Origin of the sequence: Neobacillus sp. NPDC097160 (assembly GCF_044762155.1) — a bacterium.
Classification (GTDB): Bacteria; Bacillota; Bacilli; order Bacillales; family Cytobacillaceae; genus Neobacillus.
The window spans coordinates 14,272-40,708 of sequence record NZ_JBIWDU010000016.1 but is presented as its reverse complement, the minus strand read 5'-3'; the positions used below and the strand labels follow the sequence as shown (position 1 = coordinate 40,708).

Genomic DNA, 26,437 nt, shown 5'->3' with positions numbered 1-26,437 from the left:
AAAATATAACTTAGTTTTTAGGTGCTTTTGCCCAATCCGCTGCGAATTTTTCAATGCCTTGGTCTGTTAATGGGTGTTTAGTAAGTTGCTCAATGACACTGTAAGGGATTGTAGCAATATGAGCACCTGCCATCGCTACACGTGTTACATGGTCAGGGTGACGGACGGATGCAGCAATGATTTGGGCATCCAAGTTATGAATCCGGAATAATTCTGCGATTTTCGATACTAATAGTACACCGTCTTCAGAAATATCATCTAGACGGCCTAGGAATGGTGAAACATATGTTGCCCCTGCACGAGCTGCTAATAGCGCCTGGTTCACTGTGAAGATCAGTGTTACATTGACTTTAACGCCTTTTTTGGCAAGATAACGAGTAGTCTCTAAGCCTGCAACTGTCATCGGAACTTTAATGGTGACTTTTTCATCCCCGCCATTAATTTTGATTAGCTCTTCCGCTTCTGCAATCATTTGTTCAGCTGTTTCGGCATATGGTGATACTTCCGCAGAAACAGATTCCACTTCAGGTACGGCTTGGAGAATTTCCTCAATCCGATCTTCGAATTTCACACCTTCTTTCGCAACTAACGATGGATTTGTTGTTACACCAGATAATACACCCATTTTATAAGCCTTTTTAATATCCACTAGGTTTGCAGTATCGATAAAAAATTTCATGATCATATTCCTCCATTTAAATAATAGTTTTTAATTTTTTTCTACAGCATGTCCACCAAACTCGTTGCGAAGAGCGGCGACAACTTTTCCTGTAAATGTATCATTTTCTAATGAACGATTACGCATCAACAAGGACATGGTGATAACTGGCGCGGCGACTTGAAGATCTAGAGCCGTTTCAACCGTCCATTTCCCTTCACCGGAAGAATGCATAATACCTTTGATTTCATCCAGTTTCCCATCTTTTGAAAATGCCTTTTCGGTTAATTCCATTAACCATGAGCGAATAACAGAACCGTTATTCCATACTCGGGCTACTTTCTCATAGTCGTAATCAAATTCACTTTTTTCTAATACCTCAAATCCTTCACCTATTGCAGCCATCATGCCATACTCAATTCCATTATGAACCATTTTAAGGAAATGGCCGCCCCCCGCTTTACCTGTAAATATATAACCATTTTCTACAGCTGTATCACGGAAAATAGGTTCGACAACCGCCCAGGCTTCCGGATCTCCACCTACCATATAGTTCGCACCATTACGAGCTCCTGCCATTCCGCCAGATGTTCCAGCGTCCATATAGCTAACACCTATCTCTTTTAGTTGGTTATAACGGCGAATGGATTCTTTATAATGAGAGTTTCCAGCTTCGATTACAATATCGCCTTTTTCTAAAAACGGTGTGATTTCACTAAGCACTGAGTCCACAACAGTGTGTGGTACCATGATCCAAATTACTCTTGGTTTGACTAATGATTGGAACAACTCACTTAGATTAGTAGTACCTTTTGCTCCATATTGTTGTATTTCCTCTACAGCATTTGGATTTAAATCATATGCTGCAACTTGATGCTTATGGTCAATTAAGTTTTTACCTAGATTTAGCCCCATTTTACCTAATCCAATTAATCCTAGTTGCATTTTTCTTCCTCCTCAAATGTATCTTTACATAAAATAGTATGTTTCACTTTTAAGAATTTAATAGTCCTTTGGTTGTTTGAACAACATTGTCAGTCGTAAATCCAAATAACTCCATGACAGCCGCTCCTGTTCCAGATGCACCGAATGTCTCAATAGAGATTATTTTTCCTTCTTGTCCTACATAGCGTTCCCAGCCAAGAGAGATCCCCATTTCAATTGCCACTCGTTTTTTTATGGTAGATGGAAGCACAAACTCTTTATATTGGTCAGATTGGCGATTGAAAAGTTCCCAACTTGGCATAGCAACCACACGAACGGATACATGTTCTCTTTCAAGTTCAGTTTTTGCATTCACAGCCAATGCTACTTCAGAGCCTGTTGCGATTAAGATAACATCTGGATTTTTATTGGTTTCTGCCAACACATAAGCGCCTTTTGACATATCTTCGATATTTGCTTTTGTTTCGTTAAATACCGGTAAATTTTGACGGCTAAGTATCAGTGCTACCGGACCATCTGTGTTTTGAAGTGCATATGCCCAAGCACTCGCTGTTTCATTTGCATCAGAAGGACGTATAACTGTAAGACCAGGAATAGCACGAAGAGAAGTCAACTGTTCAATTGGTTCGTGTGTCGGGCCGTCTTCACCAACAGCAATAGAATCATGTGTAAATACATAAGTAACAGGTAGTTTTTGCAGGGCTGCCAAACGAATCGAAGGCCGTAAGTAATCATTAAAAACAAAGAAAGTACTTACAAATGGCTTCACGCCGCCATGAAGCGCCATTCCGTTACCAGCCGCTCCCATTGCATGTTCACGAACGCCAAAGTATACGTTTCTGCCAGCAAAAGATTCAACAGCATAAGCCGCTTCCCCTTTGATATCAGTCATAGTAGAGTGAGAAAGGTCTGCACTTCCTCCAAAAATAGCAGGAACCAATTTCACAAAATGATTGATGGCTTCACCACTAGCAACACGTGTTGAAACAGTTTTTTCAGGATTGAAAGTTAAGATATCTTTTACATCGATCAATACTTTTCCTTCTATTGCATCCTCTAGTTCACTTGCAAGTTGAGGATACGCTTCTTTATAGGCTTTGAACAATTCATCCCATTTATTTTCAGCTTGCACTCCATTTTGTTTCAGTGCTTCAAAGTGAGCTTTTACTTCTTCCGGTACATAAAAATCTTCTTCGTATTCCCAGCCATACACCTTTTTGGTTTCTTTCGCTTCCTCAGCTCCAAGTGGATTACCGTGTGCTTTATTCGTCCCGGCAACTTTAGGGCTGCCAAAACCGATAATCGTTCTAACTTCGATTAAAGTTGGCTGCTCTTGATTTAATTTAGCTTCTGCAATGGTTTTTGTGATTTCTTCGACATTATTTCCATCTTCTACTCGAAGATATTGCCAATGAAGGGATTCCGCTCTTTTTTTAATATCTTCAGAGAAGGAAAGATTTAATTCCCCATCAAGTGAAATATCGTTGGAATCATATAAAGCAATTAACTTTCCTAGTTTCATATGGCCAGCCATTGACATGGCTTCATAGGAAATACCTTCCGATAAATCACCATCGCCAACTAATGTGTACGTATAGTGATCAACCACTGGGAATGCATCTTTATTAAATTTCGCAGCTAAATGCGCTTCTGCCATTGCCATCCCTACAGCATTGGCTATTCCTTGTCCTAATGGGCCAGTTGTTACATCAACACCATCCGTATGACCAAATTCAGGGTGACCAGGGGTTCTACTGTTTAATTTACGAAAGCTTTTCAGATCTTCGATAGAGACATCATAGCCGCTAAGATGGAGCAAGCTATATAACATACTAGAACCATGACCAGCTGATAAAACGAAGCGATCACGATTGAACCATTTTGAATGATTGGGATTATGTGATAAATGATTTGCCCAAAGTGCATAAGCCATTGGTGCTGCTCCCATTGGCAAGCCTGGATGACCAGAGTTTGCACGGTTGATGGCATCGATTGATAAAGTACGAATCGTATTCACAGCTAACGTTTCAATTGCTCTACTCATAAAATTTCCTTCCTCCTCGGAACTTTCTTATTGTGCCACTAATTCTTGAACGGACTCACTTAAATCTTGTACCTTTTCATCATCCAGCCACCATTTGAATCCGTCCTCTTCAAGCAATCGATCTGCTGCCTTAGGGCCATTGGAACCTGCTGGATATAAATGAAGGGGTAAGAGATTTTCATTAAAGGCCTCAAGAATAGGCTGTACCCATTCCCATGACAATTCTACCTCTTTCCAATGAGCAAAGAACGTAGAATCCCCACGAATAGCATCAAATATCAAACGTTCATATGCTTCAGGTACTTCTTTTTGTTCAGTTGAAAAACCAATTTTCACGGGTTCAACTTTTCCATTTCTAGGATTCCTGCTGTTTAGTTGTAAGGTTACTTTTTCATTTGGACCGATCTCGATAATCAAAAGATTGGATGCCACTTTTTTTGCCGAACCCTTATGACCTGCATTTTTGAATTCAATGACAATCCGTGTAGATTTCTCAGCCATTCTTTTTCCAGTTCGAATATAGAATGGCACCCCTTGCCAAAATGGATTGTCAATCCAAAGTCTTGCTGCCACAAAGGTATCATTTTGGGAGGAAGCTTCAATTCCCGGTTCATTTCGATAACATATAACTGGCTGCCCCACTATCTCTCCTGAACGATATTGACCACGAACAACATTTAGGATTACATCTTCTTTCTTTATGTGGCGAACAGATTCGATCACTATCTTCTTTTCATTTCGAATTTCCTGCGGACTGATTTTCTTTGGCATATGCATGGCTGTCATCATTAAGATTTGCAGCATATGATTTTGGACCATATCGCGAATGGCACCAGATTGATCATAATATCCTGCGCGTTCCTCAACCCCAACCGTTTCACTTGCCGTAATTTGGACATTTGCAATATGCTGATTGTTCAATAGGGTTTGAATGACAGGATTTAAAAATTGTAAATCTCCTAAGTTTTGAATCATTGACTTACCTAGGTAATGATCAATTCGATAGATTTCATCTTCTTCAAAAGCTTTACTTAAGTTTGCATTTAGCTCCCGAGCTGACTCTAAATCTCGTCCAAACGGTTTTTCAATGATTAGTCGTTTCCACCCCTTTGTAGAACCTAATCCACTTCCTTTAATATTCAAGGCGATTGTCTCAAAGAAAGATGGTCCGACAGATAGGTAGAACATTCGATTTCCGGGAATATTTAGTTCACTTTCACGTTGTTGAACGAGATTTAAAAGCTTCCCATAGTCATCCGCGTTTGTTGCATCGAGAGTCTGGTAACGAAATGCACCAAGAAAAGCTTCCATTTTGTCGCCATTATCCACAACGCGCCTCGAAAATGTCTTGATTGATTGCTCAACATGATTTTGAAACTTACCATCGGACATTTCACGTCTACCTAGGCCAATGATTGAAATGGACTGAGGCATTTTTTGATCATGATATAAATTATATAAGGCAGGGAATATTTTCCGTTTCGCTAAATCACCTGTTGCGCCAAATAAGACGAAAGTCATTCCATTCATATTCATTCCTCCTTGCTGCTGCTTTCTTCAAATTATTTTCACTGTTAATTCTTCTTATTTCTTGTTTAAACCATGTTGTCCCTCGATAAACCGAACTGTCCCAGTCTTAGCACGGATAACTACAGAATGTGTTGTCCCAACATTCCCTTTATATTGGACACCTCTCAGAAGTTCACCATTTGTTACACCTGTTGCTACAAAATAAGCATCATCGCCTTTCACAATGTCATCCATTAATAAAACTTTATTAAAGTCGTTAATGCCCATTTTCTTTAAACGAATTTTTTCCTCTTCTGTGTGTGGAAGAAGCTTGCCTTGGAATTCTCCTCCTAAGCTTTTCAATGCGGTGGCAGCCAATACACCTTCAGGGGCGCCCCCTGAACCAAGCATGATATCAACACCCGTATTTTCAAATGCTGTATTTATGGCAGCTGCCACATCACCGTCTTGCATAAGTTTAATTCTTGCTCCAGAATCACGAATTTCCTGAATCATTTTTTTATGTCGTTCACGATCTAAAATAGCCACAACTAGGTCTTCAATATTTTTATTTTTTGCCTTTGCGACTGCTGTTAGATTGTCTATGACTGGTGCATTAATATCAATTTTCCCTACAGATTCAGGCCCTACAGCAATTTTTTCCATATACATGTCTGGTGCATGTAATAGATTTCCATGCTCTGCGACTGCTATAGTAGCAAGTGCATTCCATGTTCCTGCAGCAACAATATTGGTTCCCTCTAATGGGTCAACAGCAATATCTACTTTAGGTCCATCACCTATGCCTAGTTGTTCACCAATATATAACATAGGGGCCTCGTCCATCTCCCCTTCACCAATAACAACGGTACCTCTCATATGAATGGAATTAAACATGTCTCTCATTGCCTGAGTTGCTGCTTCATCTGCTTCGTCTTTTTTCCCTCTACCCATCCATCTTCCAGCAGCTAAAGCCGCGGCTTCAGTGACTCGAACAAGTTCCATTGAAAAATTCCTGTCCATCTTATATTCCCCCTTCGTTATTAGATTTTTAATTTGACAATTTATTCACTCCATTGTTTTAATACCTGTTTTTCGGCAATATTCTTAATTGCTTTATTGGTTATACCTTTTTTAGCAATGACATTTGTTTTATAATTTTTTCCTTTAAATGAAACTGTAACCGTTACTTCGATCATGTCCTGCCTCTCCTTTCGACAACTTTTTAAACTTATTCCTATATCCGCTTAAATTGCCCTCAATTTGAAATTCTTTAATTCGAGATATTACTGAAAAAGAAAAGCCCCTATCGCCTACAAATACCATAATATTTTTTAGTATTTTTGTTCCTAGGTAACTTTATGTAACCATAATAAAACTTTTTTATTCATTCGTCAAGATATTTGTGTCTAATTTGTGAACTGGTAAATCATTGAAGTTTTCAAGGTTAAATCAACAAATAAATATCCCAAAAGATTGTACTTTTGGGATTGCCTCACTTTATTACTTTCATCCATTTAATGGCCCACTGACTAATAGGTCCGAGAATTTTTGCCAGCTCATTTCCTTTTTTGGTTAATAAGTATTCTGTTCTTATTGGCCTTTCAGGAATTACATGACGTAATACAATCCCATGCTCTTCCAATTCTTTCATTCTCTCCGTTAGCACTCGCTTACTTAAATCAGGTATCATCGTATGAATTTCACTAAAGCGTTTTGGACCACTAAATAACACATAAATAATTAACCCCGTCCATCTTTTTCCAATTAATTCAAAAGATTTTTCAATCTCCGGACAAAGTTCTGCCTGTTCTTCAATCAAATATCTCACTCTCCTTTTTATTGGAATCAGAAAAAAATTATCAACAAGCTATATTTTTCTTTTGTACAGCAATTTTAACAACTAGATTAGGAACGTTTAATAATCCTTCTAACACTGAAAGTTTTGCATTATTTTCCTGGATTTCTATATCACTAACAACGTTTGCTTGTTTATTATTATAGATCATTTGTCTTACTAATTCCTTGAATTTTGGAGATTCAATTAATAAATAATCAATTAGTTCGATTGCAGCCTGCTTTTCCAGTTCATTCTTAACTGCAAAGATACTTTGTTGATCCGGATTAAATATAACGATAGATTGTAAATCCTCTGTAATTCTTAAACCAAAGTAGCTTTTTTTCGTTCCATAAAATTCATTATTCCGTATCCGCATTAAATCTACGCCAACCATCATTTCATAATAAGGAAAGTTCTTATTTGGATATTGAAAACCACTAAGTTCAATGTTTGATATTTCGTCAATAAATATTTCCTTTTCTAACTTAGTTTGGATAACCTTTGATTCTAACAAGTTCATTATAAAAACCTCACTTTTTATTTTTTATATAATAAATTTTTAAAACAAAAAGTAACATGTGTATAAAAAGTAACCTTATGGGCAAAAAAAGAGTAACAATTAATTTCCGTCCATATTTTCCATTGTTCCTTCATGAATTCGTTTGATGAGTTGATATGTTCCTGGTTTCTGCAATATTCCTTTCATTAAACCACTTCCAACACATTATCTCGAATTTAAATATCTCGAACATGAGATAATTGTAATACTTTTTCTGTTTTATGTCAATAACTTATACTCTTCCATTAATGATAATGCTGTTTTCTCTATTCAAGGTAATGACTTTATCGGCCATTCCAACAAAAAGTCCATTTTCGACAACACCCGGGATCAGATTCAAGTTTTTCTCGAGTTCACCAGGTTGGCCTATTGTGGGGAATATGCAATCAATAATATAGTTGCCATTATCGGTTAAAAATGGGATTCCATTGTTATGTCTTAGCTGTGGGCTACATCCAAGATTTTGGATATGCTTCATCGTCATTTCATATCCAAAAGGCACCACTTCTACTGGAAGTGGGAATGACCCTAATTTACTCACCCTTTTGTGAGGGTCGGCTATAACGATAAAAGATTTAGCTGCTTTTGCGATAATTTTCTCTCTTAAAAGGGCTCCTCCTCCTCCTTTAATGAGATTAAAATCATCATCAACTTCATCTGCACCATCGATTGCCAAATCAATTTGTTCTACTTCCTTAAACGTAACAAGTGAGATTCCTACTTCTATTGCCAATTTCTCCGTTTGGTTTGAAGTTGGAATCCCTTTAATAGACAGTCCCTCTTCAACCAATTTTCCAAGCTTAATAATGGTATGAAATACAGTAGACCCCGTTCCAAGTCCAACTACCATACCATCTTTCACGTATTCTACAGCCTTTTCTCCAACCACTTTTTTATCATTCAAGGATTTTTACCTCCAATTAATTAGCAGCCAATTCCTTCATATGTTAAACATATAAAAAAATTGTTCATTACACGAATTATAACTTTTCTTTATTTAAGTAGCTTTAGATTTAAAGTTACTTTTTGTAACTATAATATTTCTTAAAATAATCGTCGTCAAGTAAATTACTTCAAATTAAAGATATTTAATTTTTGGTTTATTCGAGGTTGTTACAAAAAACTAATCGGGAAATTTCCGATTAGTTTTTCATTATTATTGATTTTCCTTTTTATTTTCTTCTTAGAATAAATATCCCGAATTAATAATAATTTATTATAATCAATACACATTGAATTCATCTAGTATCATTTCCTCGGTCTGAGGCATAGTTAGACCAAGGTGCCAGCAGCCCATCCCCGCTAATCCATATTGTCGAATAACACGGAGTTTAGCAAGTAAGCTTCGTGGGTCTTCAAACCACACTTCATGTAACTTTCCTTTATTATCAACATAACGAAACGATGGGGCAGCAGCATTTTCATCATAGTGAATCGGACTTTGATATCCAGTATATATATCAATGGCATGTTGGGTCGAATAAGCAGAGCCAGAACGCTTATTACTTCCTATTACCCAATCATACGCATATTGTGGAATTCCCAGCATCAGCTTTGATCTATCAACAACTGAGACAGCATAATCCAGCGTGGCTTTGACTCTGTCTATTGGGGCAATTGGACCAGAAGGACCCCCAGGCCAATGCCAATCATATGTCATCAAAAACATTTTATCCAGGTATTTCCCTAGCGTTTTGTAATCATAAGCTGTGGAATAGGATGGGACCCGATCTCCTTCTTTTGGGGGAACGGCCATCATAACTTCCATTCCTGCTGGATGAAGCTTTGCAGCTAATTCTTTAATAAACAGATTTAGGTTATCTCGATCTTGCGTTTTCACCTGTTCAAAGTCAACGACAATCCCTTTGTAATCATGACTATCCAATAGGGAATAAATATTATTAACCAGCTTTTTTCTTAACCAAGGTGTACTTATTAATCGATGTGTAAGATTTGGATCAAACCCTTTTTTACTTAAATTTGTAATTGTAGCATATGGTGAGAGGTTCTCTTTCCAAGCAATCTTATGTGCCTGGTTTTCAGGTGTTTCAATGATGTTACCTTGTTCATCGGAACGATACTCAAACACGAAAATACTTGAAAGAGTCTTTTTATAATTATTCAGCATCCAAGCGTTGGTATTCTTATCTTTTGGAACAAAATAGGTTCCGGTCCATACATTCATTTTTGGAGGACGGGGAATACTTAATTTCTGACCGGGCACAATGACACGACTCTTTAAATGATTCTGTTGCATTAATGTTTCTTCGCTAATGGCATGACGATTAGCAATCGCCCATATACTGTCACCCGCTTGCACAAAATAAGTTGAACCAGGTATCAACATCGCCTGGCCAAGGACTAATTGGCTATTCTTAGCTAAACCATTTAGTTTAGCAAGTTCATCACTGTCAATTTTGTATTGCTTTGATATTTTGGTAAGACTATCTCCTGACTTCACTTCATGGATGACTTGAGCAAAAGTCAAAATGGGAGTCATTACTACCATATAAGCTGCAATCATCAATATCAATAATTTCTTAGCCATAAAAATCCTCCTGATAAATTTTTCCTAATCCTTTTAGTTACCTAGAACACAATTTGTTGTGTCGTGTTAATCGGATATAATTTTCCGTTTAAGGCAAATGAAATTTTACCTGTTTCTTCAGAAACCACCAGTGCAAGAGCATCACTTTGTTCCGATACTCCTATAGCAGCACGGTGACGTGTGCCAAGTTTTTTTTCTGTAATCATCTTCGTTAATGGAAGTATATTAGCTGCTGAATAAACTACGTTACCTCTGATTAATACTGCCCCATCATGCAACGGGTTACCCGGATAAAAAATGGATTCTAATAACTTGGGTGTTACCATTGCACCTATAGTTGTTCCCTTTTGGATAATGTTGTCAATAGAGTCACTTCGTTCAATTACAATCAACCCACCATGTTTACGTTTTGATAGATGCTGAGCTGTAGCGGTTAAATCCTCATATGTGTCAGTAAAGGACGATAAATAACAATTTAAATAAAAAGAAGCCGCCATTGATTCAATTGAATTCAGCTGTTCTTTAACATCCTCTAGACTTCCCAGAACACAATAGTCTTCGTTTCCGAGTACGTTTAAATTTGATTGAAGTTGATGAATTAGGTGTTGAATTCCATCTACTAGATTTTGTTTCATTGGTGAAAAATCGCAATTTTGACTGTCCATCTTGTTCCCCTCCATCTACTGTATTATCCTTTTAAATCTATTGAATAGAAAAATTCTTTTTCCACGCAATCTTCTGAGCCTCATTCTAATTTACCTTAATAAGCTGCCCGTTTCTCATTTGGATGATAATCAAAAACAAATAACCCAGCTAATGTGCCTCAAAAAAAAGCCCATGTTGATAGGCTCTTTTTAAATTAAGAAGGTCTCCCACCATAATTGGTTTTAGAAGTAATTTTTATTAATATATAACGAATTATAAATCCAATTCCTAACCCAGGTATCAAAGACAATATAGGAAGCCAAATAGGGCCAAATGATATACCGAAAAATAATTTTGGTGAGTACATAAGACCTACTGTGACAAAATAGGCTCCAAAAGCGAATGGGATAAACGATAACCGTGGATTCTCACCTTCCGCATATTTATAGGCATCATACATTGCAAACATATAAACACATGGATAAAACATAAGCCATTGGTAATCAACCACTCTGGCAGCATCATTTATCTTCCCAAGAAAACTAAACATGATAGCTTGATTAAATAAACTGTTTACATTAATGATGAATTCTAAAAGGATAAACAAAACTCCTTTTAAAAGGTGACCATTTAATAGTTGACCAAAACCTGGAAAGGCAATACTCCAAAGAATTGCTTCTAACTTATACGTTTTTTTCATAATATCAACCTTTATTATTCGGTTATATTTTGATTACCCTTTAATTTATCTAACTTTTTTATTAATCCCACCAAACCCCTAATCGTAAATAAAGTAAAACTCACACTACCGAATGTATGGAATGGGGACCATTTTTTCCATTTAAATAATCTAGAATTCTTTTCAAAATACCACTGACCGATGCTCATCGGAACACTAAACACCAAACTTTTCAACAGAATTTTCCAAAAATTATCATTATAGGACATTTTCACCCAAATGACACTTAAAATAGGAAAAAACAAGATGTCAAAAATAATATTAGTTTTAAAAATATTCCCAAAAGGACGAACTGGATATTCTATTTTTTGGGTTCCGACAACATAAGCATCAATCAGAGTCGCAAGAACCCCTTTCGAGAAGAAAATTAGAAGATTTTCTCTCATTTTTGAACCTCTAAATAAGAATGGCAGGGCAACTACACACAAACCAGTAAGTAAATTTAACAACTTTTTCTCCATTAGATATCATCCTTTTTTGTTTACTATTTTTTAAAATTACCCTCAAAAAATTATTTATACCTATTCTTAACTGCTTGAATGGTATTATTTAATAAAAACAAAAACAGTATATAAAGGAATAGAAAAATATATCAAAAAAAATTAAAAAATCGTATGTCTAAAAACTAGAAAAACTAATCGGAGTTCCGATTAGTTTTTTATTAAAAAATATGAGGGTTTTCTATTGATGCAACTTCATTCATTAAGTCGGATAGACAGTTTTATACTCAGCAAGGATCACCAACACCTCTTTTAAAATTATTAAGCAACTCTATTGAACTCATTTGAATCTTTATGGAAAATCAATTGGCTAACTGATAATAATTTGCTCCCATTGATTACAAGATAAACTGCCATTGCGAAAAATGCTAAATCTAACTCATATCCAGCCATTTGACCATTTCCTAATAAACCAACCGCAAGTTTCACCTTTAGTGTGGCTCCTATCATTAGTAGTACAAACAACGCAGATATAAATCTTGTTGCTAATCCAATAATTAACGCGACACCACCCACGATTTCGAGCAAAGCAACTCCATATGCCATAAATCCTGGTAATCCCATGCTTTCAAACCATCCGACGATATTTTCAATTCCACCTTGAAACTTTACAATCCCGTGAATTAAAAATAATGCCCCTAGTGTTACTCGTAAAATAAGTGCTCCAATTTCGTTTTTTACCATCATTTTCTACCTCTCCGTTAACCTAATATTTATTTGATCATTACCGTACGATACCAAGTCGCAGCGGCTTCTACTTCTTGCATTGTTAATTGATGACCTCTATTTTCCCAATGAAGTTCTACCTTTGCATTTGCATTTTCTAATAATTCTTGTAGTTCAGCCGATTCCATTGGCGAGCAGATCGGATCATTTGTCCCAGCTGCAATAAACACAGACTTACCTGATAAGTCAGGAAGATCCATTCCTTTTCTCGGTACCATTGGATGATGAAGAATCGCACCCTTTAATGCATTTTGATAATGAAATAATAAACTTGCTGCTATATTCGCTCCATTTGAGTATCCAATTGCGATAATATTATCTCGGTCGAAACCATACTCTTCTGCTGCTTCATCAAGAAACTCATTTAATTCTTTTGTTCGAAAAATTAGATCTTCTTCATCAAAGACACCTTCTGCTAATCTGCGGAAAAACCGAGGCATCCCATTTTCTAATACATTCCCACGAACGCTTAATACATTTGCCTCATCATCGATCATTCCTGCAAGTGGCAGCAGGTCTAATTCATTGCCGCCAGTACCATGAAGCAATAATAACGTTGGTTTTGTTGGATCTTGGCCTTTATTGAATATATGTTTCATTATTTATCTCCCTCCAGAACACGAACCTCCACCTGTGGTAAGGTTTCTTGTAATTCTTCTCTTTTTGACTCTAACCAAGACGGCAGCATGAGTTTTCTTCCAAGTTCATTGGAAGGTTCATCAACCGCAAAACCTGGCGGGTCGGTCGCTATTTCGAAGAGGATACCCCCTTCTTCATGAAAATAAAGAGCTTTAAAGTAATTTCGGTCAATAATCTCTGTTGGATAATACCCTTTTTCTAAAAGAATTGACCTCCACCTTTGATGATCTTCTTCATCCTTCGCTCTCCATGCTATATGGTGAACCGTTCCTGCTCCCATTAACCCTCGGACTGAAGGATTTAAGTGAATATCAATGGTGTTTCCAACATTTCCTTCAGACTTAAATCTTAGAAATTCATTTTCTTGACCAATGCAATCTAGCCCTAAAATATTTTCAAGAACATCCGTTGTCTTATGTGGCTGTGCGGAAAACAAAACAGCACCGCCAAATCCTTTAATGGCATTCTCAGTTTGAACTCCCCCAAAGTTCCAAGTGTTCATTGGCCCTTCATCTCGTTCTGTCAGTTCTAGTTGGAGTCCATCGGGATCATTAAATTTTAAATATGTTTCCCCAAAACGAATGGAGGAAGTAAATTCAACTCCGAATTTCCGCAATCGATTCTCCCAAAATGGAACCGAGCCCTTCGGAATTACATAGCTGGTCACACCAACCTGACCTGTACCCACTCGACCTTTTAGCTGTTTAGCCCATGGAAAAAAAGTAATGATAGTTCCTGGTTGACCCATTTCGTTTCCAAAATAAAGATGATATACTTCTGGCCGATCAAAATTTATCGTTTTTTTAACAAGCCTTAACCCAAGCACACCTGCATAAAAGTCTATATTTCTTTGGGCGTCGTTTACCATCGCTGAGATATGATGGATACCTGCTGTCTTTGACATTTTATCCTCTCCATTTCATCAATGGGATTTTATAAGGAATTATTTTGGTCTTTCGATTTCAAAGATTTCACCAATTTTTGCATAATAGTTTCCAGCTAATCTACTTACAGCAGTTAAGCCCATTGGATCGATTCTTCCGTTTTCATAAATGTCGCTCTCAATATGAAACTGAACAACCTTTCCTATAATCATGTCACATCCTGGAGTTTCCGGACCTCCCAATTCTAAGGAGTGCTCTAATGAACATTCCATTCTGATTTTCGCTTCCTTAACTCCAGGAACTGATATTTTCACACTTTCGACTGGAGTTAAGTTAGCTAACTCAATTTCACTTTGATCAGGGGAAAGGCTTGCTGCTGTTTTATTTATCTTTTCAACATTTTGTTCGTCAACGATATGAACCACAAATTGCTTGGACTCGATGATGTTTCTCGCTGTATCCTTATGTCTCCCTCCTGACCGTTGAATAGATAATGAAATCATCGGGGGATTAGATGACACGATATTGAAATAACTAAATGGTGCACCGTTCAAAACGCCGTCTTTTGAAATCGTTGTGACGAAAGCAATTGGTCTGGGTATAATGCTGCCAATTAGAAATTTATAATTTTCTCTTTCAGACAATGAGGCTGGATCGATTGAGAGCACAGAAATCATTCCTTTTCGTATAATCAGTCTAGTTTTCTTACTTCAAACGGAAGCAAAGCTCGTTCTAACTGTCCTCTATGTTGTTCATACTGTTCTGGCAGCATCAATTTTTCACCCATTGTCTCTACGGATTCATCATGAGCAAATCCTGGAGGATCAGTTGCAATTTCAAATAGAATTTCCCCATGCTCTCTAAAGTAAATTGCGTTAAAGTAATTTCGATCCTGAACAGGTGTGACGCCATAGCCATTCGCAGTAACATACTTTTTCCAATCTAACTGATCTTCATCATCAATAGCACGCCATGCAATGTGGTGTACTGTTCCCACACCCATTTTACCGCGTCCAATTGAAGTTAATTTTAGATCAATTACATTGCCGATATCGGCTGAGGAACGAAAACGGACAAAATCTCCCTCTGTTCCAATTTTTTCTAGTCCTAATACATTTTCTAAAAGTTCCGCTGTTTTATTAGGTTGAGCCGATAATAGAGTAGCTCCACCGAACCCTTTGATGGCAACTTCAGGTGTTACCCCTCCGAATGACCATGAATTAACTTCCCCTTCTTCTCTTTCCACAATTTCCAAGTGAAGTCCATGTGGGTCATCAAATTCCAAAAATTGTTCTCCAAAGCGTTCCATTTTAGTAAAAGAAATGTTGAACTTTTCTAGTCTATTTTCCCAAAATTCCATGGCACCTTTCGGAACTACATAAGAAGTAACCCCTACTTGACCGTCTCCAATGATTCCCTGGCGGGCTCCCGCCCATGGAAAGAAGGTAATAATCGTTCCAGGTTTTCCTCCTTCATTTCCGAAATAAAGGTGATAAGTACCTGGATCATCAAAATTGACTGTTTGTTTAACTAAACGTAAACCTAAAACCCCAGCATAGAAATCAACATTCTCTTGAGGGTGGCCGACGATTGCTGTGATATGGTGGATACCCATTATTTTCTTACTCATTTTTTAACACTCCTTTTTAATGTAAAATCAACATGAAACTCTTTACCTTATTTTGTTCCTACTAATAAAATTAAAGTCTCATAATATTTGTTTTAATTTACGAATGATAAATGAACCAACATTTATCTTATCTCGAATTCGAGATATAATTTTTTAAAAAATGCTAGTTTAAACTATATTCCTTACTTTTTTCAAAAGATGTACCAATGTCTCTGCCTCATTAGAATTTAAAGAATCAAACATATTATCTACTAACTCATAATATTTCGGCATGATTTCCTCCATCAATTCCTTTCCATCATCAGTTAATATCACATGTATAACTCGACGATCATCTGGACAGGCATTTCTACTTAATAAACCTCTTTGTTCTAGCTTATCTATAACATAGGTCATGGAACCACTTGAGATTAATATGCAATTTCCGATTTTTTGAATCGTTTGTTTCTCTTTTTGGTAGAGAACCTCTAAAACAGAAAATTCCGTTATACTTAGCTTATTTTTTGTCATTTCTTCCTTTATTCGCTCATGAATTGCTTTAGATGTTTGCATTAATATCAGAAAGGGTAAATTCGTGCACTTCCTCTCCATTCATTTCATCTCCCATAAAAATCTTGAATTAAAATATCTTGAATATGAGATAATTATAATACCTGTTAACTAATGTGTCAATCGTTAATTGGGAAAAGTGAAAGCAACTCAGTATAGAGTTACTTTTGTTGAATGCACTTAGACGGATTTCTGAGTATCTATCTTGTTTTAGATGGTCAATACCAGCTCTCATTAACAGTTTGGAAATCGCCTTCCCTCTAAATTCTTCTATAACAAATAGTTCGTAAATAAATCCATTCATCATATCAGTAAATTCACTCATTACACTGAACCATGTGCTGCTGCTGCCATTTCTTCTTAATAGATGGTGACATCGTTGTTATATTTAACGGACTTAAGCCTGAAGATAAACTTACATGGAAACGCGTTGAAAAAAATATCTAATATATGAGCTATGAAAAAGTTAAGGAATTAATTTTACAAAGTCCTACCTAATGGACTCGAAATAATTTCATATTCATTAGGCTCATCAATTACAAGTTTTAATAACTTTGATATATTTTTCACTTGTTCGATTCCGTCTTGTGTTAATGGAGAATCAAGTTCACCTTGGTATCTTCCTTGTGTATTTAAAACTGTTTCCCCATGTCTAATTAAATATATTGTTTGCTCCAAATTGCTATCCTCCGTCTAAAAGTGAAATTAATAGTTCCATATAATGTCTACCAATATAGTATCTTTTTACGAAAAATAAATCTATTTTATTCCATTCATTCTTCAACTAAACTCCTTTATTCGAATAAGAAAAGGGCTGCCATAGCAAGCCCCATTCTTGAACACAAGTACCCGATAAAGAAGCGACTTATTTCTATTCTAAATCCCAATAAACATCAAAACTCTAGGCAATCGGTGTACCATTTATAACTGGCTTATCTGGCGTTAAGAGTATTACATCACCTTCTTCTTGAACACCACCTATAACCAATACTTCAGATTTGAATCCAGCAATTCGACGTGGAGGAAAGTTTACAACCGCCACTACTTGACGACCAATTAATATTTCTGGAGTGTACCTTTTTGTAATTTGTGCACTCGATTGCTTAATTCCTAATTCTTCACCAAAGTCAATTCCTATTTTAATTGCTGGTTTACGAGCCTCTGGAAAGGATTCAGCACTTATTACAGTACCAATACGAATATCTAATTTTTGAAAATCTTCAATCGTTGCTATGGTCAAAACTATTACCTCCTATAAAAATGAAAAATTGAAATTCAAAAGAATTAGTCTCTATGATTGAGAGGTCTTATATTGAACGAATTTAGGGTATTTTTATTAAATAGGGTTATATTACCTGATACAAAAAGTCCTAGTACAATAAACAATGTTCCTATTAAATCATATAGAGTAAGCTTTTCGTCTAAAAAGAGAGCTGCTAACATATACCCAAAAACAGGTGACAAAAATAGCCAAGTATTTGCTTTTACAGGATTATGTTTTAGGAGAAAAAACCACAATATCATTCCTAGAATTGAAATTATTAGACTTAAGTACAATAGTGAGCCATAAAAGTAAGCATCGAACTTAAAATCTATGTTTTTCTCAAGAAAATAAGAAAAAGGAATTAAAAACAAACTTCCAATTAATATTTGCCAAGTATTTATTACAATACCCGGAAGTCTTAAATTGCACCTTTTAAAATAAACACTTCCAAAAGCCATTGATAACATTCCGATAGTCAGCATTATTAAACCAAAGGAAGTTGCGGAATTATGAACGAATACCGGATATGTACTCGTTAACAAACCAAGTGCTGCAATGACCATTCCGACCAATACATTCTTTTTTATTGTTTGTTTTAATAATAAGCATGAAAATAATGAAACAACAAATGGGTTAGCTGTTACCGCTAAATTAAAGTAGCCCGCCGATACTTGTTTTAAAGCTAAAAAAGTACCTCCAATATACAACGTAGTGTTTAAAATTCCTAACACAATTAAATGAATCCATTCTGACTTCATTGGCATCCGATAAGTCCTATATCTTATTCCATAAATATATATAATTAACATCATTCCCGCTATCAATAATCTTAATGTTGCTAGTGTTATCGGGGGAGCAGACATCAACCCAAATTTAATTGCAATCGACCCAGTTGCCCATATAAATGTAAATAATATTCCCAACAAAGAATACATTTTTAACCACCCCTTTACTTACAATAAAGTCTCTTTATAGATAAATTTTATCTCAGTTTGGCAGTTAAAATTTTTCCTTTACTCAGGCTTTTTTTACGAATCTTCAGTTATCCCTGATCGATTTACGGTAAAGAGATGGAGTTATTCCTTCGATTTTTTTAAATACCCGTGTAAAGGAAGATTGATGTTCAAATCCAATCTGAATTGCAATCTCTAAGTGAGATAGGTCAGTTTGTTCTAATAATTCTTTTGCTTTCTTTACCCGAATTTCCGTTATATATTGATAAGGAGTTTTTCCTGTATTCTTATAGAACCATTCCAGGTAGTATGTTGGATTATAATTTTCTATTTGAGCTAATGTATTCAGTCCAAGTTTTTGATTGTAATTTTGATGAATAAATAAAATAGATGGAGGTTTTCGCTCGTTATATAATTGTCTCGATACATATGAGAAAAGTTCCCTCAATCCTGAATTGTCATTGTTAGCTTTACTAATTTCATTTAATACAAGATATCTTATTGCTTTCCATTTCTCACTTACATCATAAACGATACTTGAACCATCCTGATTTTTTAAGGAAATGAACGTTTTAGGAATATTTAAAATCAGAAACTTATTATAAGTTTTTGAAAAAAAACTATGTTCGCAATTAGGAAGTAAAAAGAAAATTTTATCATCGTTTAATAGTAGATTATGAATCTTAGTTTTTATCACAAGATTTCCTTCTAATGGAAAGATTAATTGACCATACTGATGTTGATGAGTGTTTTCCCACTGATTATATGTCCTCAGTTCTCCTATTAAATCTGTTAAAGGCTCCACGTAAAATTCCCCCTATAGGGTAATCATTAAATTGTACCAGTAAAAAAGTATCAGAAAGTATCCTTAATTATTTAGTCAATGGTCCATTTTGTAATACAAGTTAATAATTTTACTCCAACATTTCCCTCTAAGTGTAACTACTATTAATTTTATTGAAGTCTAATTCTCATGTAAATGGTTCTATAGTGACAGGGGTCATATTATAGAACGCAAAGTAAATTGGGGCTAAAATCTAAGGGTCAGGTTCAATAAGAGGTAGCAATTATAGCATCAATTAATATTATTGTTTTAGAAATTAATTATTGTTTTTTGTTAAACGAACAGGTAACCTTTGGAAAATGCGGGTTATATTTGTGAAGTATTTAAGTGCGGATGATGAATATGTTTGGAATAAATGTAAGTCTACATATTTTGGGGTAATCGTAATATAAATAATGTAGCAATAAACTTCAATTGTAAATGAAAGACCTAAAAGGTGGGATAGAATGAATGCATTTTTGACAGTTATACCAATTATACTTAGGTTTTATATCGGCCTAATAATCTTTATTTCAGGAATTGTTTTATATGCGGTATCTATAGTAAATTATGCTAATCCTAAAATAAATGGGATAAATGTAAACGGGTTATATCGAATATCCCGTAACCCTATGTACATTGCATATTTCATTTACTTCTTGGGTTGTGTATTGCTTACACAATCATGGATATTGCTTGGGTTATTAATAGTTTTCCAAATATCAGCGCACTGGATTATTCTTTCAGAAGAAAGATGGTGTATCAAGAGATTTGGGGAAGAGTATATAAAATATATGAATAGAGTGAGACGTTATTTTTAGATAAACCAAAATAATAAGCACACAGTCCCTTCAAATTCTGAAGGGACTGTTTATTATGCTTTAGAAATATCAATAAATCCTTCTCCGAACACATCACGAACATCATGTATAGCAATGAAAGCATTCGGATCAGTAGATTGAACAATTCGTTTCAACTTTATTACTTCTTGCTTACTAATAACAATATAAAGAATTTCTTTTGGGGTTTTTGTGTAATAACCATGACCCGAGTATACGGTTACCCCTCTGTCCATTGATGTAGTCACCTGTTTGGCTATGTCATTCGGTTTATCGGAAATAATCGTAATGGCCTTCTTCGGATTCAAGCCTTCGATTACAAATTCCATCACTTTCGTTCCTACATATAGCATAATAATTGTCAGCATCAGCTTTTCTGCACCAATGATAAAATAAGATGAAAAAGCAACGATTAAATCAAAAAACAATAGACCATAGCTAATATTCCATCCTAAAAACTTATGTGTAATCCTTGCTAAGATGGTAGTACCTGCTGTTGTTCCGCCAACCCGAATAATTAAGCCAATCCCAGCCCCTATAATGATTCCTCCAAAAATAGCATTCACCATCAATTCATCAGAAGCAATATTCCAGCCTTCTGTTAGATGAAGAAAAAGCGAATTAAAAACCACTGCAATAATCGTATAAATCGTTGTTATCTTATTCAAAAATTTATAACCAATAATTAACAAAAATGCATTCAGAATTAAGTTGACTAAACCTGGTGACCACTCAAATAAATAGTAGGTAATAATTGTGATACCCGTTACTCCGCCTTCCCCAAGCTCGTTCGGAATAACAAATAAATTAACACCTAACGCAAAAAGAAAGGCACCAATAATGATAAAAATGATGTCTGTGGTTGTTTTTTTCATACTCTACCTCGCTGCTCTTATAAATAGTTACTCAGGTACAAACTCTCATCATTATATCGTGGAACATTTATATCGTACAGTAGTCTGTTATTTATTAGGGAGTATAATTCAGGGGGTGTAGTCTACTAGGCTCCTTACTTTGGCTTATAGGGGTCCTGCCACAAATGCGCATCTACAACGTTAAGGAAATCCAAATAAAAAAAGCCTAGTTTCTCGCTTATAAAACCGAGAAATTAGACTTTTGTTCCTTCATTAAAGCGCCCGATTGCTGAAAATCAAGAATGCGATAGGACCGGAAAAATCGTTATTTTTTTAGGGACATATTTACCGCTTCACGTGCATGTATATAAGTTGTGTCAAATAGAGGAACATCGGAATCCTCCGGTTTGATCAATAATCCAATTTCTGTACAACCTAATATAATTCCTTCAGCTCCGGATTCGATTAAACCTTGGATAACTTTTTTATAATAATCCCTTGATGCCTGATGAACCTTACCCAAACACAACTCATCATAAATAACCTTGTTCACAATCTCTCGCTCATTGTCATTTGGCACAATCACGTTTATACCGTTGGACTCTAAACGTGATTTGTAAAAGTCTTGTTCCATCGTGTACTTTGTGCCAAGTAATCCTATAGAACTAATTCCTTGTTCTTTAATTTGCGTTGTTGTTGCATCAGCTATATGCAAAAGGGGGATATTGATTTTTGATTGTACATCATCTATAACCTTGTGCATAGTATTGGTACAAATGACAATAAAGTCAGCTCCCCCTTTTTCCAAGGAAAGTGCAACATCACCCAAGACTTCACCGGCTTTTTTCCAATCACCGTTTGACTGAAAACGTTCAATTTCTTCAAAATCAACACTGTATAATAGACATTTTGCCGAGTGTAGCCCTCCTAATCTTCTTTTCACCTCTTCATTAATAATCCGATAATATTCAACAGAAGATTCCCAGCTCATTCCACCAATAAGACCTATGACTTTCATGTTTAATCCCCACCATTGCTTTTTTGTTATTTGTCCTTAAGATTAACTTCGACTTCTTATAAAAAATCCCTTTCTTTATTCCACAAAATGGCCCGATTGTCGAACAACACGAAACTGTTTTGTAGGCAGTTTCCTCTGAACCGGTTCCCCACTTTGTGTCCATATACACAAAGTGGGGAACCTTATTTCTTCTATTTTTTTTTCATTTTAGTCTTGATTTTTCGAAGGGATGGGCAAAAACACCCTTCATATGATCCTGGTCACCGGCCAAAACTATGCTGAGCATTATTTTGAAAAGGATCAAGCGACATACAGAATATGGCTTGAAGATGAACTTTCATTAAAAAAACGGGCGCATTTAGCCAGACGGTATGATCTGGCTGGAGTGGCTAGCTGGTAAGATATTTTGCAGATGAAACCGCCTGGTCCGCGCTCACTCTTGAATAATGAACAAATGACCAAAAAGTAACTTTTGCTTGGCCAGAATGATTTCCAGCCATTTTTCGTTTCCTGTAATTGTGAACTTTGCAAAAATATCGTTAAAATTTGCAAAATAACTAATGTAACTTGCAAAATAACTGCCATTAAAAGCTCGTAATCAATCCTTTTTCACATAATTTCAAAAGAAAGAGTGTGAACTCATCCGCACACACCCAAAAATGTTACTAAAAAATTTCCTGTTTGTAATTCACGTCAATATGTTTGAACGTTTTTACGTCAAACAATCCTATATCTGTTAGCTTTAGTTCTGGGATAACGGGAAGGGCCAAAAACGATAAGGTTAAAAACGGATTGAATTCCATCGTACAGCCGATTTTCCTTAACGCCTTATTTAATTCCATTAACCTCTCATTTACGATTGATGATTGCTTATCAGATATTAGTCCTGCTATTGGCAGTGGGAGAGAAGCCAATATTTCCCCGTTTTGAACGACTGCTAATCCGCCATTCATTTGTGCGGTTACTGTTACGGCTTTTATGATGTCATCATCTGTTGTTCCTGCTGCCACGACATTATGGGAATCATGAGCGACTGTTGAAGCTATTGCCCCGTTTTTTATCCCCAATCCATTTATGATTCCTACACCAATATTACCTGTGTTTCTATGTCTTTCTATTACTGCTAATTTCAAAAAGTCTTTTTCTGTGCTGCTTTGGAAAAGGCAATTCTTAAGATCAACTTTTTCAATCAGATGTTTTGTCACAATGCTGTTGGGAATAATGCCAATTATGTTGGCCAAGCTATCATCGTTAAGCTTAATTTGTAAGTGCTCTCTTGTAATCAGATTAAGCCTCATGCTGTCAATAATTGAAGGAGAAGGAGAAGTTGTTGACTTTGCCCTTGCAGCCATTTTTCCATTTTTGGCCACGAGCTTCCCACTTTTAAATACCAAATCAACTTGAATATTTTTAAGATCATCAATAATTAAAAAATCGGCTTCATATCCCGGAGCAATGGCCCCCTTATGTTTAAGGCCGAAGCATTCTGCTGCATTCAAAGTTGCCATTTGTATAGCGAGAAGAGGGTCTAAACCTTCTCTAATGGCCACCCGTACATTATGATCGATGCTACCTTCACTGATGATGTCATCTAGATGTTTATCGTCGGTTACAAACAGACAGCGGCGGGCATTTTTCTCATTAACAGCTTTTAAAAGGGTTGTTAAATCTCTTGCGGCCGAACCTTCCCGCAGCATGACGTACATTCCTTTTCGCAGCCGGTCTAATGCTTCTTCAGAAGTTACGCATTCATGATCAGTTCGGATGCCTGCAGCCGTATAAATGTTAATACCGTCTGAATCGATTCCCGCGGCATGCCCATCTATCCTTTTTCCTTTTAAAGAGGCAGACACAAGCTTGTTAAGCATTTTTTCTTCATTATGAAAAACAGCCGGGTAATCCATTACCTCCCCAAGACCGAGGACTCTTGGATGCGCATAAAACGATTCCAATTGTTCATAATTTAATACAGCTCCTGCGTTTTCAAAAGGTGTGGCAGGAACACAGGAGGGAAGCATAAAGAAAACATCTAGCGGAATTCCTTCAGAAGATTTGATCATATATTCTATACCCAGGGCTCCGCTGACATTTGCAATTTCATGAGGATCTGCAATGACAGACGTTACCCCATTTGGGAGAACTACATTAGCAAATTCTGCTGGTGTCACCATTGCAGACTCAATATGAACATGCCCATCAATTAATCCAGGGGCAATGTATTTTCCTGAGACATCTATTGTTTCATAACCTTCATATCTGCCAATCCCGGCAAAATAGCCATCTGCAATGGCTAAATCCCCTTCCAAAATTTCATGAGTAAAAACATTAACGATTTTCCCGTTTTTTATAACAAGATCAGCAGGAGTTCTTTTAGCTGCCACATCAATTCTCTTTTTCAGCTGTTCAATTGTTTGCTTCAACAAGGACTCCTCCCTTTTTTAAGAAAATGTGTCATTAATGCCCACCCATAATAAAGTTAATGATGAAAGCAATACTGACAAAATACATAATCCAGTGAATTTGATTTCTTTTTCCAGTAAGCAGTTTTAATACAGTATAAGAGATAAAACCGAATGCTAAACCTTGAGCAATACTAATTGTCAAAGGCATCAATACGATGTTTAAAATATGATTTTCCATCTGGTTCTTCGTCTTCAGTAACACATGAAATGGTAAGAGTGTCTTCATTGATTTTATCTAACAGTAATCCATTCCACGCTTAAGTTGGATTTTCCTTCTTCGTCAAATTTCCTAATAAATTTCTTTTTCTTTTTCTGTGTATTCTTTGAATAACTCTAAACATTCACCCCTATCTAATTCTTCTAAATTCATTACCTCTTTGTCTTCTAAATTATTATTAATAAATTTATAGATAAAATCGTCTCTAAAACCAATTTTATCGGCATCTTTTGAAGTACATCCATAATACACTTTTTTAATATTCGCCCAAATAATTGCAGATAGACACATTGGACAAGGAAAACCAGTTGCATATAAAATATAATTCGATAAATCATGGGTTTTTAATTTTTCTCCTGCTTTTCTAATTGCATTTACTTCTGCATGTGCTGTTGGATCATGTGTACCTAAAACAGTATTTGAAGCTACTGAAATAATATTTCCTTGTTCATCTATAATTGATGCCCCAAATGGTCCACCAATATTTTCATTAATTGTTCTTCTAGCTTCTTTTATAGCTAGTTCCATTGCTTTATTCATATTACCATTCTCCTTTTCCAGCTTTATCATCAGCATGTGCTCCTAGATAAATACTTACTTCATCATCAGGGTAAATAGACATAAATGAACAAAAGAAAAGAGCGTGATTTGAAAAAAGATTGATCAAAACACGCTCTTAATATATCCCGGTGAATCATTCTTTTATAAAAAAGATTGATCATTTCTGTGATCCTTATTCCTTTAAAGCGCCCTATACATGAAGAAAAGCGCGATCAGTCAGTTATTCCTGATTCTTCTAATGAAACAAACGACAGCTTGGGTTAGAAAGAAAGTCCTAATGGTTTAGCCCATATCAAATATAAATAACCTGCCATGTAAAGCTCTTCCCTAATAAGTTTTAAACTAGACTTTTTTACAATTTCACTAATATTTCTGTCCTGGTGGCACCCTACAAATTTTAATGCCAACGGATCCAATTTTTTTTGTAGCCAAGCTAATAGTTTGTTAGTGCTGATTCCATGCTCCATCATTCCAGTAGCAAGACCAGCTTGCCCTCCGCCAATCACAATTGCATCCCATACTTTAGTCATTCGAACCTTCCTTTTTACTTGTATTTTGCAAGTATTGAAAATGGGGATATTACCCCGAAATAGTCCCACAGCATACGTTAGATTTTGCCATCGCATTATTTAACAACTTAATGGAACGAATGACTGTTTCTTTCTCAAACTCGTTCATATGAGAAAAAACTTCATTCAAAAAAGAATTCATTTGTTGGTCGATCGTCGTTGCAATAAATTTTCCCTCTGTTGTTAGGGATAGAATACTAAATCGTCTATCATCTGGATCTGGTGTTTTTTTTACCAAATTCATTTTTACTAATGATTGTACCTGCCGGCTAAATGTTGTAATATCCGTACCTAATGTGTCTGCTATTTGCTGCATTGAAGGTTTATGCTGATGGTCAATCTCATAAAGGATATGACTTTGAATGAGGGAAATATCGCAACCGCCTGCACTACAGCAATTTTTATTTAAAAGACCAAAACGTCGTGTCATTACTTGAAATAATTCACGAATATTTTCCAATA

32 protein-coding genes and 1 pseudogene are annotated in these 26,437 nt (G+C 35.9%); 2 read left to right on the top strand and 31 right to left on the bottom strand.

Annotated features, from left to right (window positions below; genetic code table 11):
• Positions 1-10 precede the first annotated feature (10 nt).
• The 24 genes and pseudogenes from fsa to ACIQXV_RS21090 form a co-directional block, all read right to left on the bottom strand.
• On the bottom strand, positions 11-679 hold the full coding sequence (gene fsa, locus ACIQXV_RS21205) for a fructose-6-phosphate aldolase (protein ID WP_402961867.1): 669 nt from the start codon (positions 677-679) through the stop codon (positions 11-13).
• 30 nt (positions 680-709) lie between these two features.
• The gene (gene gnd, locus ACIQXV_RS21200; protein ID WP_402961866.1) at positions 710-1,603 is read right to left on the bottom strand and encodes a phosphogluconate dehydrogenase (NAD(+)-dependent, decarboxylating); all 894 of its coding nucleotides are present in this window, start codon (positions 1,601-1,603) and stop codon (positions 710-712) included.
• A gap of 49 nt (positions 1,604-1,652) precedes the next feature.
• Entirely contained in the window at positions 1,653-3,647 is a 1,995-nt protein-coding gene (tkt, locus tag ACIQXV_RS21195) for a transketolase (protein ID WP_402961864.1), read from the bottom strand.
• Positions 3,648-3,674: 27 nt separating this feature from the next.
• Positions 3,675-5,177, bottom strand: a complete 1,503-nt coding sequence (gene zwf, locus ACIQXV_RS21190) for a glucose-6-phosphate dehydrogenase (protein WP_402961862.1) — start codon at positions 5,175-5,177, stop codon at positions 3,675-3,677.
• Between the two features lie 54 nt (positions 5,178-5,231).
• Entirely contained in the window at positions 5,232-6,179 is a 948-nt protein-coding gene (gene glpX, locus ACIQXV_RS21185; RefSeq protein WP_402961861.1) for a class II fructose-bisphosphatase, read from the bottom strand.
• A gap of 41 nt (positions 6,180-6,220) precedes the next feature.
• Positions 6,221-6,355 (bottom strand): BA3454 family stress response protein, encoded by a 135-nt coding sequence (locus ACIQXV_RS21180; RefSeq protein WP_007084106.1) that lies wholly within the window; start codon positions 6,353-6,355, stop codon positions 6,221-6,223.
• Between the two features lie 296 nt (positions 6,356-6,651).
• Complete coding sequence (locus tag ACIQXV_RS21175) at positions 6,652-6,975, bottom strand: winged helix-turn-helix transcriptional regulator (protein WP_402962044.1); 324 nt, start codon at positions 6,973-6,975, stop codon at positions 6,652-6,654.
• Positions 6,976-7,018: 43 nt separating this feature from the next.
• Positions 7,019-7,516, bottom strand: a complete 498-nt coding sequence (locus ACIQXV_RS21170) for a hypothetical protein (RefSeq protein ID WP_402961858.1) — start codon at positions 7,514-7,516, stop codon at positions 7,019-7,021.
• Positions 7,517-7,787: 271 nt separating this feature from the next.
• Complete coding sequence (rpiA, locus tag ACIQXV_RS21165) at positions 7,788-8,459, bottom strand: ribose-5-phosphate isomerase RpiA (protein ID WP_402961857.1); 672 nt, start codon at positions 8,457-8,459, stop codon at positions 7,788-7,790.
• A gap of 318 nt (positions 8,460-8,777) precedes the next feature.
• A complete protein-coding gene (locus ACIQXV_RS21160) occupies positions 8,778-10,103 on the bottom strand; it encodes a glycoside hydrolase family 18 protein (protein WP_402961855.1) in 1,326 nt (441 codons plus the stop codon).
• A 41-nt stretch (positions 10,104-10,144) separates the two neighbouring features.
• The gene (gene cdaS, locus ACIQXV_RS21155) at positions 10,145-10,768 is read right to left on the bottom strand and encodes a sporulation-specific diadenylate cyclase CdaS (RefSeq protein ID WP_402961853.1); all 624 of its coding nucleotides are present in this window, start codon (positions 10,766-10,768) and stop codon (positions 10,145-10,147) included.
• A gap of 194 nt (positions 10,769-10,962) precedes the next feature.
• Positions 10,963-11,448, bottom strand: coding sequence for a hypothetical protein (locus ACIQXV_RS21150; protein WP_402961852.1), 486 nt, complete (start codon positions 11,446-11,448; stop codon positions 10,963-10,965).
• 14 nt (positions 11,449-11,462) lie between these two features.
• Positions 11,463-11,948: a CBO0543 family protein gene (locus ACIQXV_RS21145; RefSeq protein ID WP_402961850.1), complete on the bottom strand. Its 486-nt coding sequence runs from the start codon at positions 11,946-11,948 to the stop codon at positions 11,463-11,465.
• Positions 11,949-12,248: 300 nt separating this feature from the next.
• Positions 12,249-12,674 (bottom strand): DoxX family protein, encoded by a 426-nt coding sequence (locus tag ACIQXV_RS21140; RefSeq protein ID WP_402961848.1) that lies wholly within the window; start codon positions 12,672-12,674, stop codon positions 12,249-12,251.
• Between the two features lie 26 nt (positions 12,675-12,700).
• Positions 12,701-13,315 (bottom strand): alpha/beta hydrolase, encoded by a 615-nt coding sequence (locus tag ACIQXV_RS21135; protein WP_402962042.1) that lies wholly within the window; start codon positions 13,313-13,315, stop codon positions 12,701-12,703.
• Positions 13,312-14,256, bottom strand: a complete 945-nt coding sequence (locus ACIQXV_RS21130) for a ring-cleaving dioxygenase (RefSeq protein ID WP_402961847.1) — start codon at positions 14,254-14,256, stop codon at positions 13,312-13,314. Before ACIQXV_RS21130 ends, ACIQXV_RS21135 begins: the two co-directional genes overlap by 4 nt.
• Before the next feature lie 39 nt (positions 14,257-14,295).
• Positions 14,296-14,904: a flavin reductase family protein gene (locus ACIQXV_RS21125; protein ID WP_402961845.1), complete on the bottom strand. Its 609-nt coding sequence runs from the start codon at positions 14,902-14,904 to the stop codon at positions 14,296-14,298.
• A gap of 23 nt (positions 14,905-14,927) precedes the next feature.
• Positions 14,928-15,866, bottom strand: a complete 939-nt coding sequence (locus ACIQXV_RS21120; RefSeq protein WP_402961843.1) for a ring-cleaving dioxygenase — start codon at positions 15,864-15,866, stop codon at positions 14,928-14,930.
• A 168-nt stretch (positions 15,867-16,034) separates the two neighbouring features.
• A complete protein-coding gene (locus ACIQXV_RS21115) occupies positions 16,035-16,457 on the bottom strand; it encodes a MarR family winged helix-turn-helix transcriptional regulator (protein WP_402961842.1) in 423 nt (140 codons plus the stop codon).
• 28 nt (positions 16,458-16,485) lie between these two features.
• A pseudogene (locus ACIQXV_RS21110) lies at positions 16,486-16,713 on the bottom strand (GNAT family N-acetyltransferase); the annotation flags it as partial.
• A 182-nt stretch (positions 16,714-16,895) separates the two neighbouring features.
• The gene (locus tag ACIQXV_RS21105) at positions 16,896-17,093 is read right to left on the bottom strand and encodes a phosphoglycerate mutase family protein (protein WP_402961840.1); all 198 of its coding nucleotides are present in this window, start codon (positions 17,091-17,093) and stop codon (positions 16,896-16,898) included.
• A 223-nt stretch (positions 17,094-17,316) separates the two neighbouring features.
• Complete coding sequence (gene csaA / locus ACIQXV_RS21100) at positions 17,317-17,649, bottom strand: chaperone CsaA (protein ID WP_402962040.1); 333 nt, start codon at positions 17,647-17,649, stop codon at positions 17,317-17,319.
• Between the two features lie 50 nt (positions 17,650-17,699).
• On the bottom strand, positions 17,700-18,614 hold the full coding sequence (locus ACIQXV_RS21095; protein WP_402961838.1) for a DMT family transporter: 915 nt from the start codon (positions 18,612-18,614) through the stop codon (positions 17,700-17,702).
• Positions 18,615-18,717: 103 nt separating this feature from the next.
• Positions 18,718-19,437 (bottom strand): AraC family transcriptional regulator, encoded by a 720-nt coding sequence (locus ACIQXV_RS21090; RefSeq protein WP_402961837.1) that lies wholly within the window; start codon positions 19,435-19,437, stop codon positions 18,718-18,720.
• Between the two features lie 485 nt (positions 19,438-19,922).
• Here ACIQXV_RS21090 and ACIQXV_RS21085 point away from each other — a divergent pair, with 485 nt between their 5' ends.
• A complete protein-coding gene (locus ACIQXV_RS21085; protein WP_402961835.1) occupies positions 19,923-20,276 on the top strand; it encodes a methyltransferase family protein in 354 nt (117 codons plus the stop codon).
• 53 nt (positions 20,277-20,329) lie between these two features.
• On the opposite strand, the gene ACIQXV_RS21080 is transcribed toward ACIQXV_RS21085, so the two are convergent.
• Together ACIQXV_RS21080 and ACIQXV_RS21075 are read right to left on the bottom strand one after the other, a co-directional pair.
• Positions 20,330-21,169: a YitT family protein gene (locus tag ACIQXV_RS21080; protein ID WP_402961833.1), complete on the bottom strand. Its 840-nt coding sequence runs from the start codon at positions 21,167-21,169 to the stop codon at positions 20,330-20,332.
• A 304-nt stretch (positions 21,170-21,473) separates the two neighbouring features.
• Entirely contained in the window at positions 21,474-22,166 is a 693-nt protein-coding gene (locus ACIQXV_RS21075) for an aspartate/glutamate racemase family protein (protein WP_402961832.1), read from the bottom strand.
• A gap of 229 nt (positions 22,167-22,395) precedes the next feature.
• Here ACIQXV_RS21075 and ACIQXV_RS21070 point away from each other — a divergent pair, with 229 nt between their 5' ends.
• On the top strand, positions 22,396-22,566 hold the full coding sequence (locus tag ACIQXV_RS21070; protein ID WP_402961830.1) for a hypothetical protein: 171 nt from the start codon (positions 22,396-22,398) through the stop codon (positions 22,564-22,566).
• A gap of 265 nt (positions 22,567-22,831) precedes the next feature.
• Here the strand turns inward: ACIQXV_RS21070 and ade are convergent, their stop codons facing one another.
• From ade to ACIQXV_RS21045, 5 genes are all read right to left on the bottom strand, one after another.
• Positions 22,832-24,586: an adenine deaminase gene (ade, locus tag ACIQXV_RS21065; protein WP_402961828.1), complete on the bottom strand. Its 1,755-nt coding sequence runs from the start codon at positions 24,584-24,586 to the stop codon at positions 22,832-22,834.
• 34 nt (positions 24,587-24,620) lie between these two features.
• Complete coding sequence (locus ACIQXV_RS21060; RefSeq protein WP_402961827.1) at positions 24,621-24,854, bottom strand: hypothetical protein; 234 nt, start codon at positions 24,852-24,854, stop codon at positions 24,621-24,623.
• A 63-nt stretch (positions 24,855-24,917) separates the two neighbouring features.
• Complete coding sequence (locus tag ACIQXV_RS21055) at positions 24,918-25,415, bottom strand: nucleoside deaminase (RefSeq protein WP_402961825.1); 498 nt, start codon at positions 25,413-25,415, stop codon at positions 24,918-24,920.
• 251 nt (positions 25,416-25,666) lie between these two features.
• Entirely contained in the window at positions 25,667-25,936 is a 270-nt protein-coding gene (locus ACIQXV_RS21050) for a hypothetical protein (protein ID WP_402961823.1), read from the bottom strand.
• A 49-nt stretch (positions 25,937-25,985) separates the two neighbouring features.
• Positions 25,986-26,435 carry a MarR family winged helix-turn-helix transcriptional regulator gene (locus ACIQXV_RS21045; RefSeq protein ID WP_402961822.1) on the bottom strand — a complete coding sequence of 150 codons (450 nt, stop codon included), beginning with the start codon at positions 26,433-26,435 and terminating at the stop codon, positions 25,986-25,988.
• Positions 26,436-26,437: the final 2 nt, after the last annotated feature.

Bases quoted from the DNA above. Each gene is read 5' to 3' on its own strand.
- fsa (WP_402961867.1), bottom strand. From the start codon at position 679: ATGAAATTTTTTATCGATACTGCAAACCTAGTGGATATTAAAAAGGCT.
- gnd (WP_402961866.1), bottom strand. From the start codon at position 1,603: ATGCAACTAGGATTAATTGGATTAGGTAAAATGGGGCTAAATCTAGGT.
- tkt (WP_402961864.1), bottom strand. From the start codon at position 3,647: ATGAGTAGAGCAATTGAAACGTTAGCTGTGAATACGATTCGTACTTTA.
- zwf (WP_402961862.1), bottom strand. From the start codon at position 5,177: ATGAATGGAATGACTTTCGTCTTATTTGGCGCAACAGGTGATTTAGCG.
- glpX (WP_402961861.1), bottom strand. From the start codon at position 6,179: ATGGACAGGAATTTTTCAATGGAACTTGTTCGAGTCACTGAAGCCGCG.
- ACIQXV_RS21180 (WP_007084106.1), bottom strand. From the start codon at position 6,355: ATGATCGAAGTAACGGTTACAGTTTCATTTAAAGGAAAAAATTATAAA.
- ACIQXV_RS21170 (WP_402961858.1), bottom strand. From the start codon at position 7,516: ATGAACTTGTTAGAATCAAAGGTTATCCAAACTAAGTTAGAAAAGGAA.
- ACIQXV_RS21160 (WP_402961855.1), bottom strand. From the start codon at position 10,103: ATGGCTAAGAAATTATTGATATTGATGATTGCAGCTTATATGGTAGTA.
- cdaS (WP_402961853.1), bottom strand. From the start codon at position 10,768: ATGGACAGTCAAAATTGCGATTTTTCACCAATGAAACAAAATCTAGTA.
- ACIQXV_RS21150 (WP_402961852.1), bottom strand. From the start codon at position 11,448: ATGAAAAAAACGTATAAGTTAGAAGCAATTCTTTGGAGTATTGCCTTT.
- ACIQXV_RS21145 (WP_402961850.1), bottom strand. From the start codon at position 11,948: ATGGAGAAAAAGTTGTTAAATTTACTTACTGGTTTGTGTGTAGTTGCC.
- ACIQXV_RS21140 (WP_402961848.1), bottom strand. From the start codon at position 12,674: ATGATGGTAAAAAACGAAATTGGAGCACTTATTTTACGAGTAACACTA.
- ACIQXV_RS21130 (WP_402961847.1), bottom strand. From the start codon at position 14,256: ATGTCAAAGACAGCAGGTATCCATCATATCTCAGCGATGGTAAACGAC.
- ACIQXV_RS21120 (WP_402961843.1), bottom strand. From the start codon at position 15,866: ATGAGTAAGAAAATAATGGGTATCCACCATATCACAGCAATCGTCGGC.
- ACIQXV_RS21115 (WP_402961842.1), bottom strand. From the start codon at position 16,457: ATGGAGAGGAAGTGCACGAATTTACCCTTTCTGATATTAATGCAAACA.
- ACIQXV_RS21095 (WP_402961838.1), bottom strand. From the start codon at position 18,614: ATGTATTCTTTGTTGGGAATATTATTTACATTTATATGGGCAACTGGG.
- ACIQXV_RS21085 (WP_402961835.1), top strand. From the start codon at position 19,923: ATGAATGCATTTTTGACAGTTATACCAATTATACTTAGGTTTTATATC.
- ACIQXV_RS21080 (WP_402961833.1), bottom strand. From the start codon at position 21,169: ATGAAAAAAACAACCACAGACATCATTTTTATCATTATTGGTGCCTTT.
- ACIQXV_RS21075 (WP_402961832.1), bottom strand. From the start codon at position 22,166: ATGAAAGTCATAGGTCTTATTGGTGGAATGAGCTGGGAATCTTCTGTT.
- ACIQXV_RS21070 (WP_402961830.1), top strand. From the start codon at position 22,396: ATGGGCAAAAACACCCTTCATATGATCCTGGTCACCGGCCAAAACTAT.
- ACIQXV_RS21060 (WP_402961827.1), bottom strand. From the start codon at position 24,854: ATGAAGACACTCTTACCATTTCATGTGTTACTGAAGACGAAGAACCAG.
- ACIQXV_RS21055 (WP_402961825.1), bottom strand. From the start codon at position 25,415: ATGATAAAGCTGGAAAAGGAGAATGGTAATATGAATAAAGCAATGGAA.
- ACIQXV_RS21050 (WP_402961823.1), bottom strand. From the start codon at position 25,936: ATGACTAAAGTATGGGATGCAATTGTGATTGGCGGAGGGCAAGCTGGT.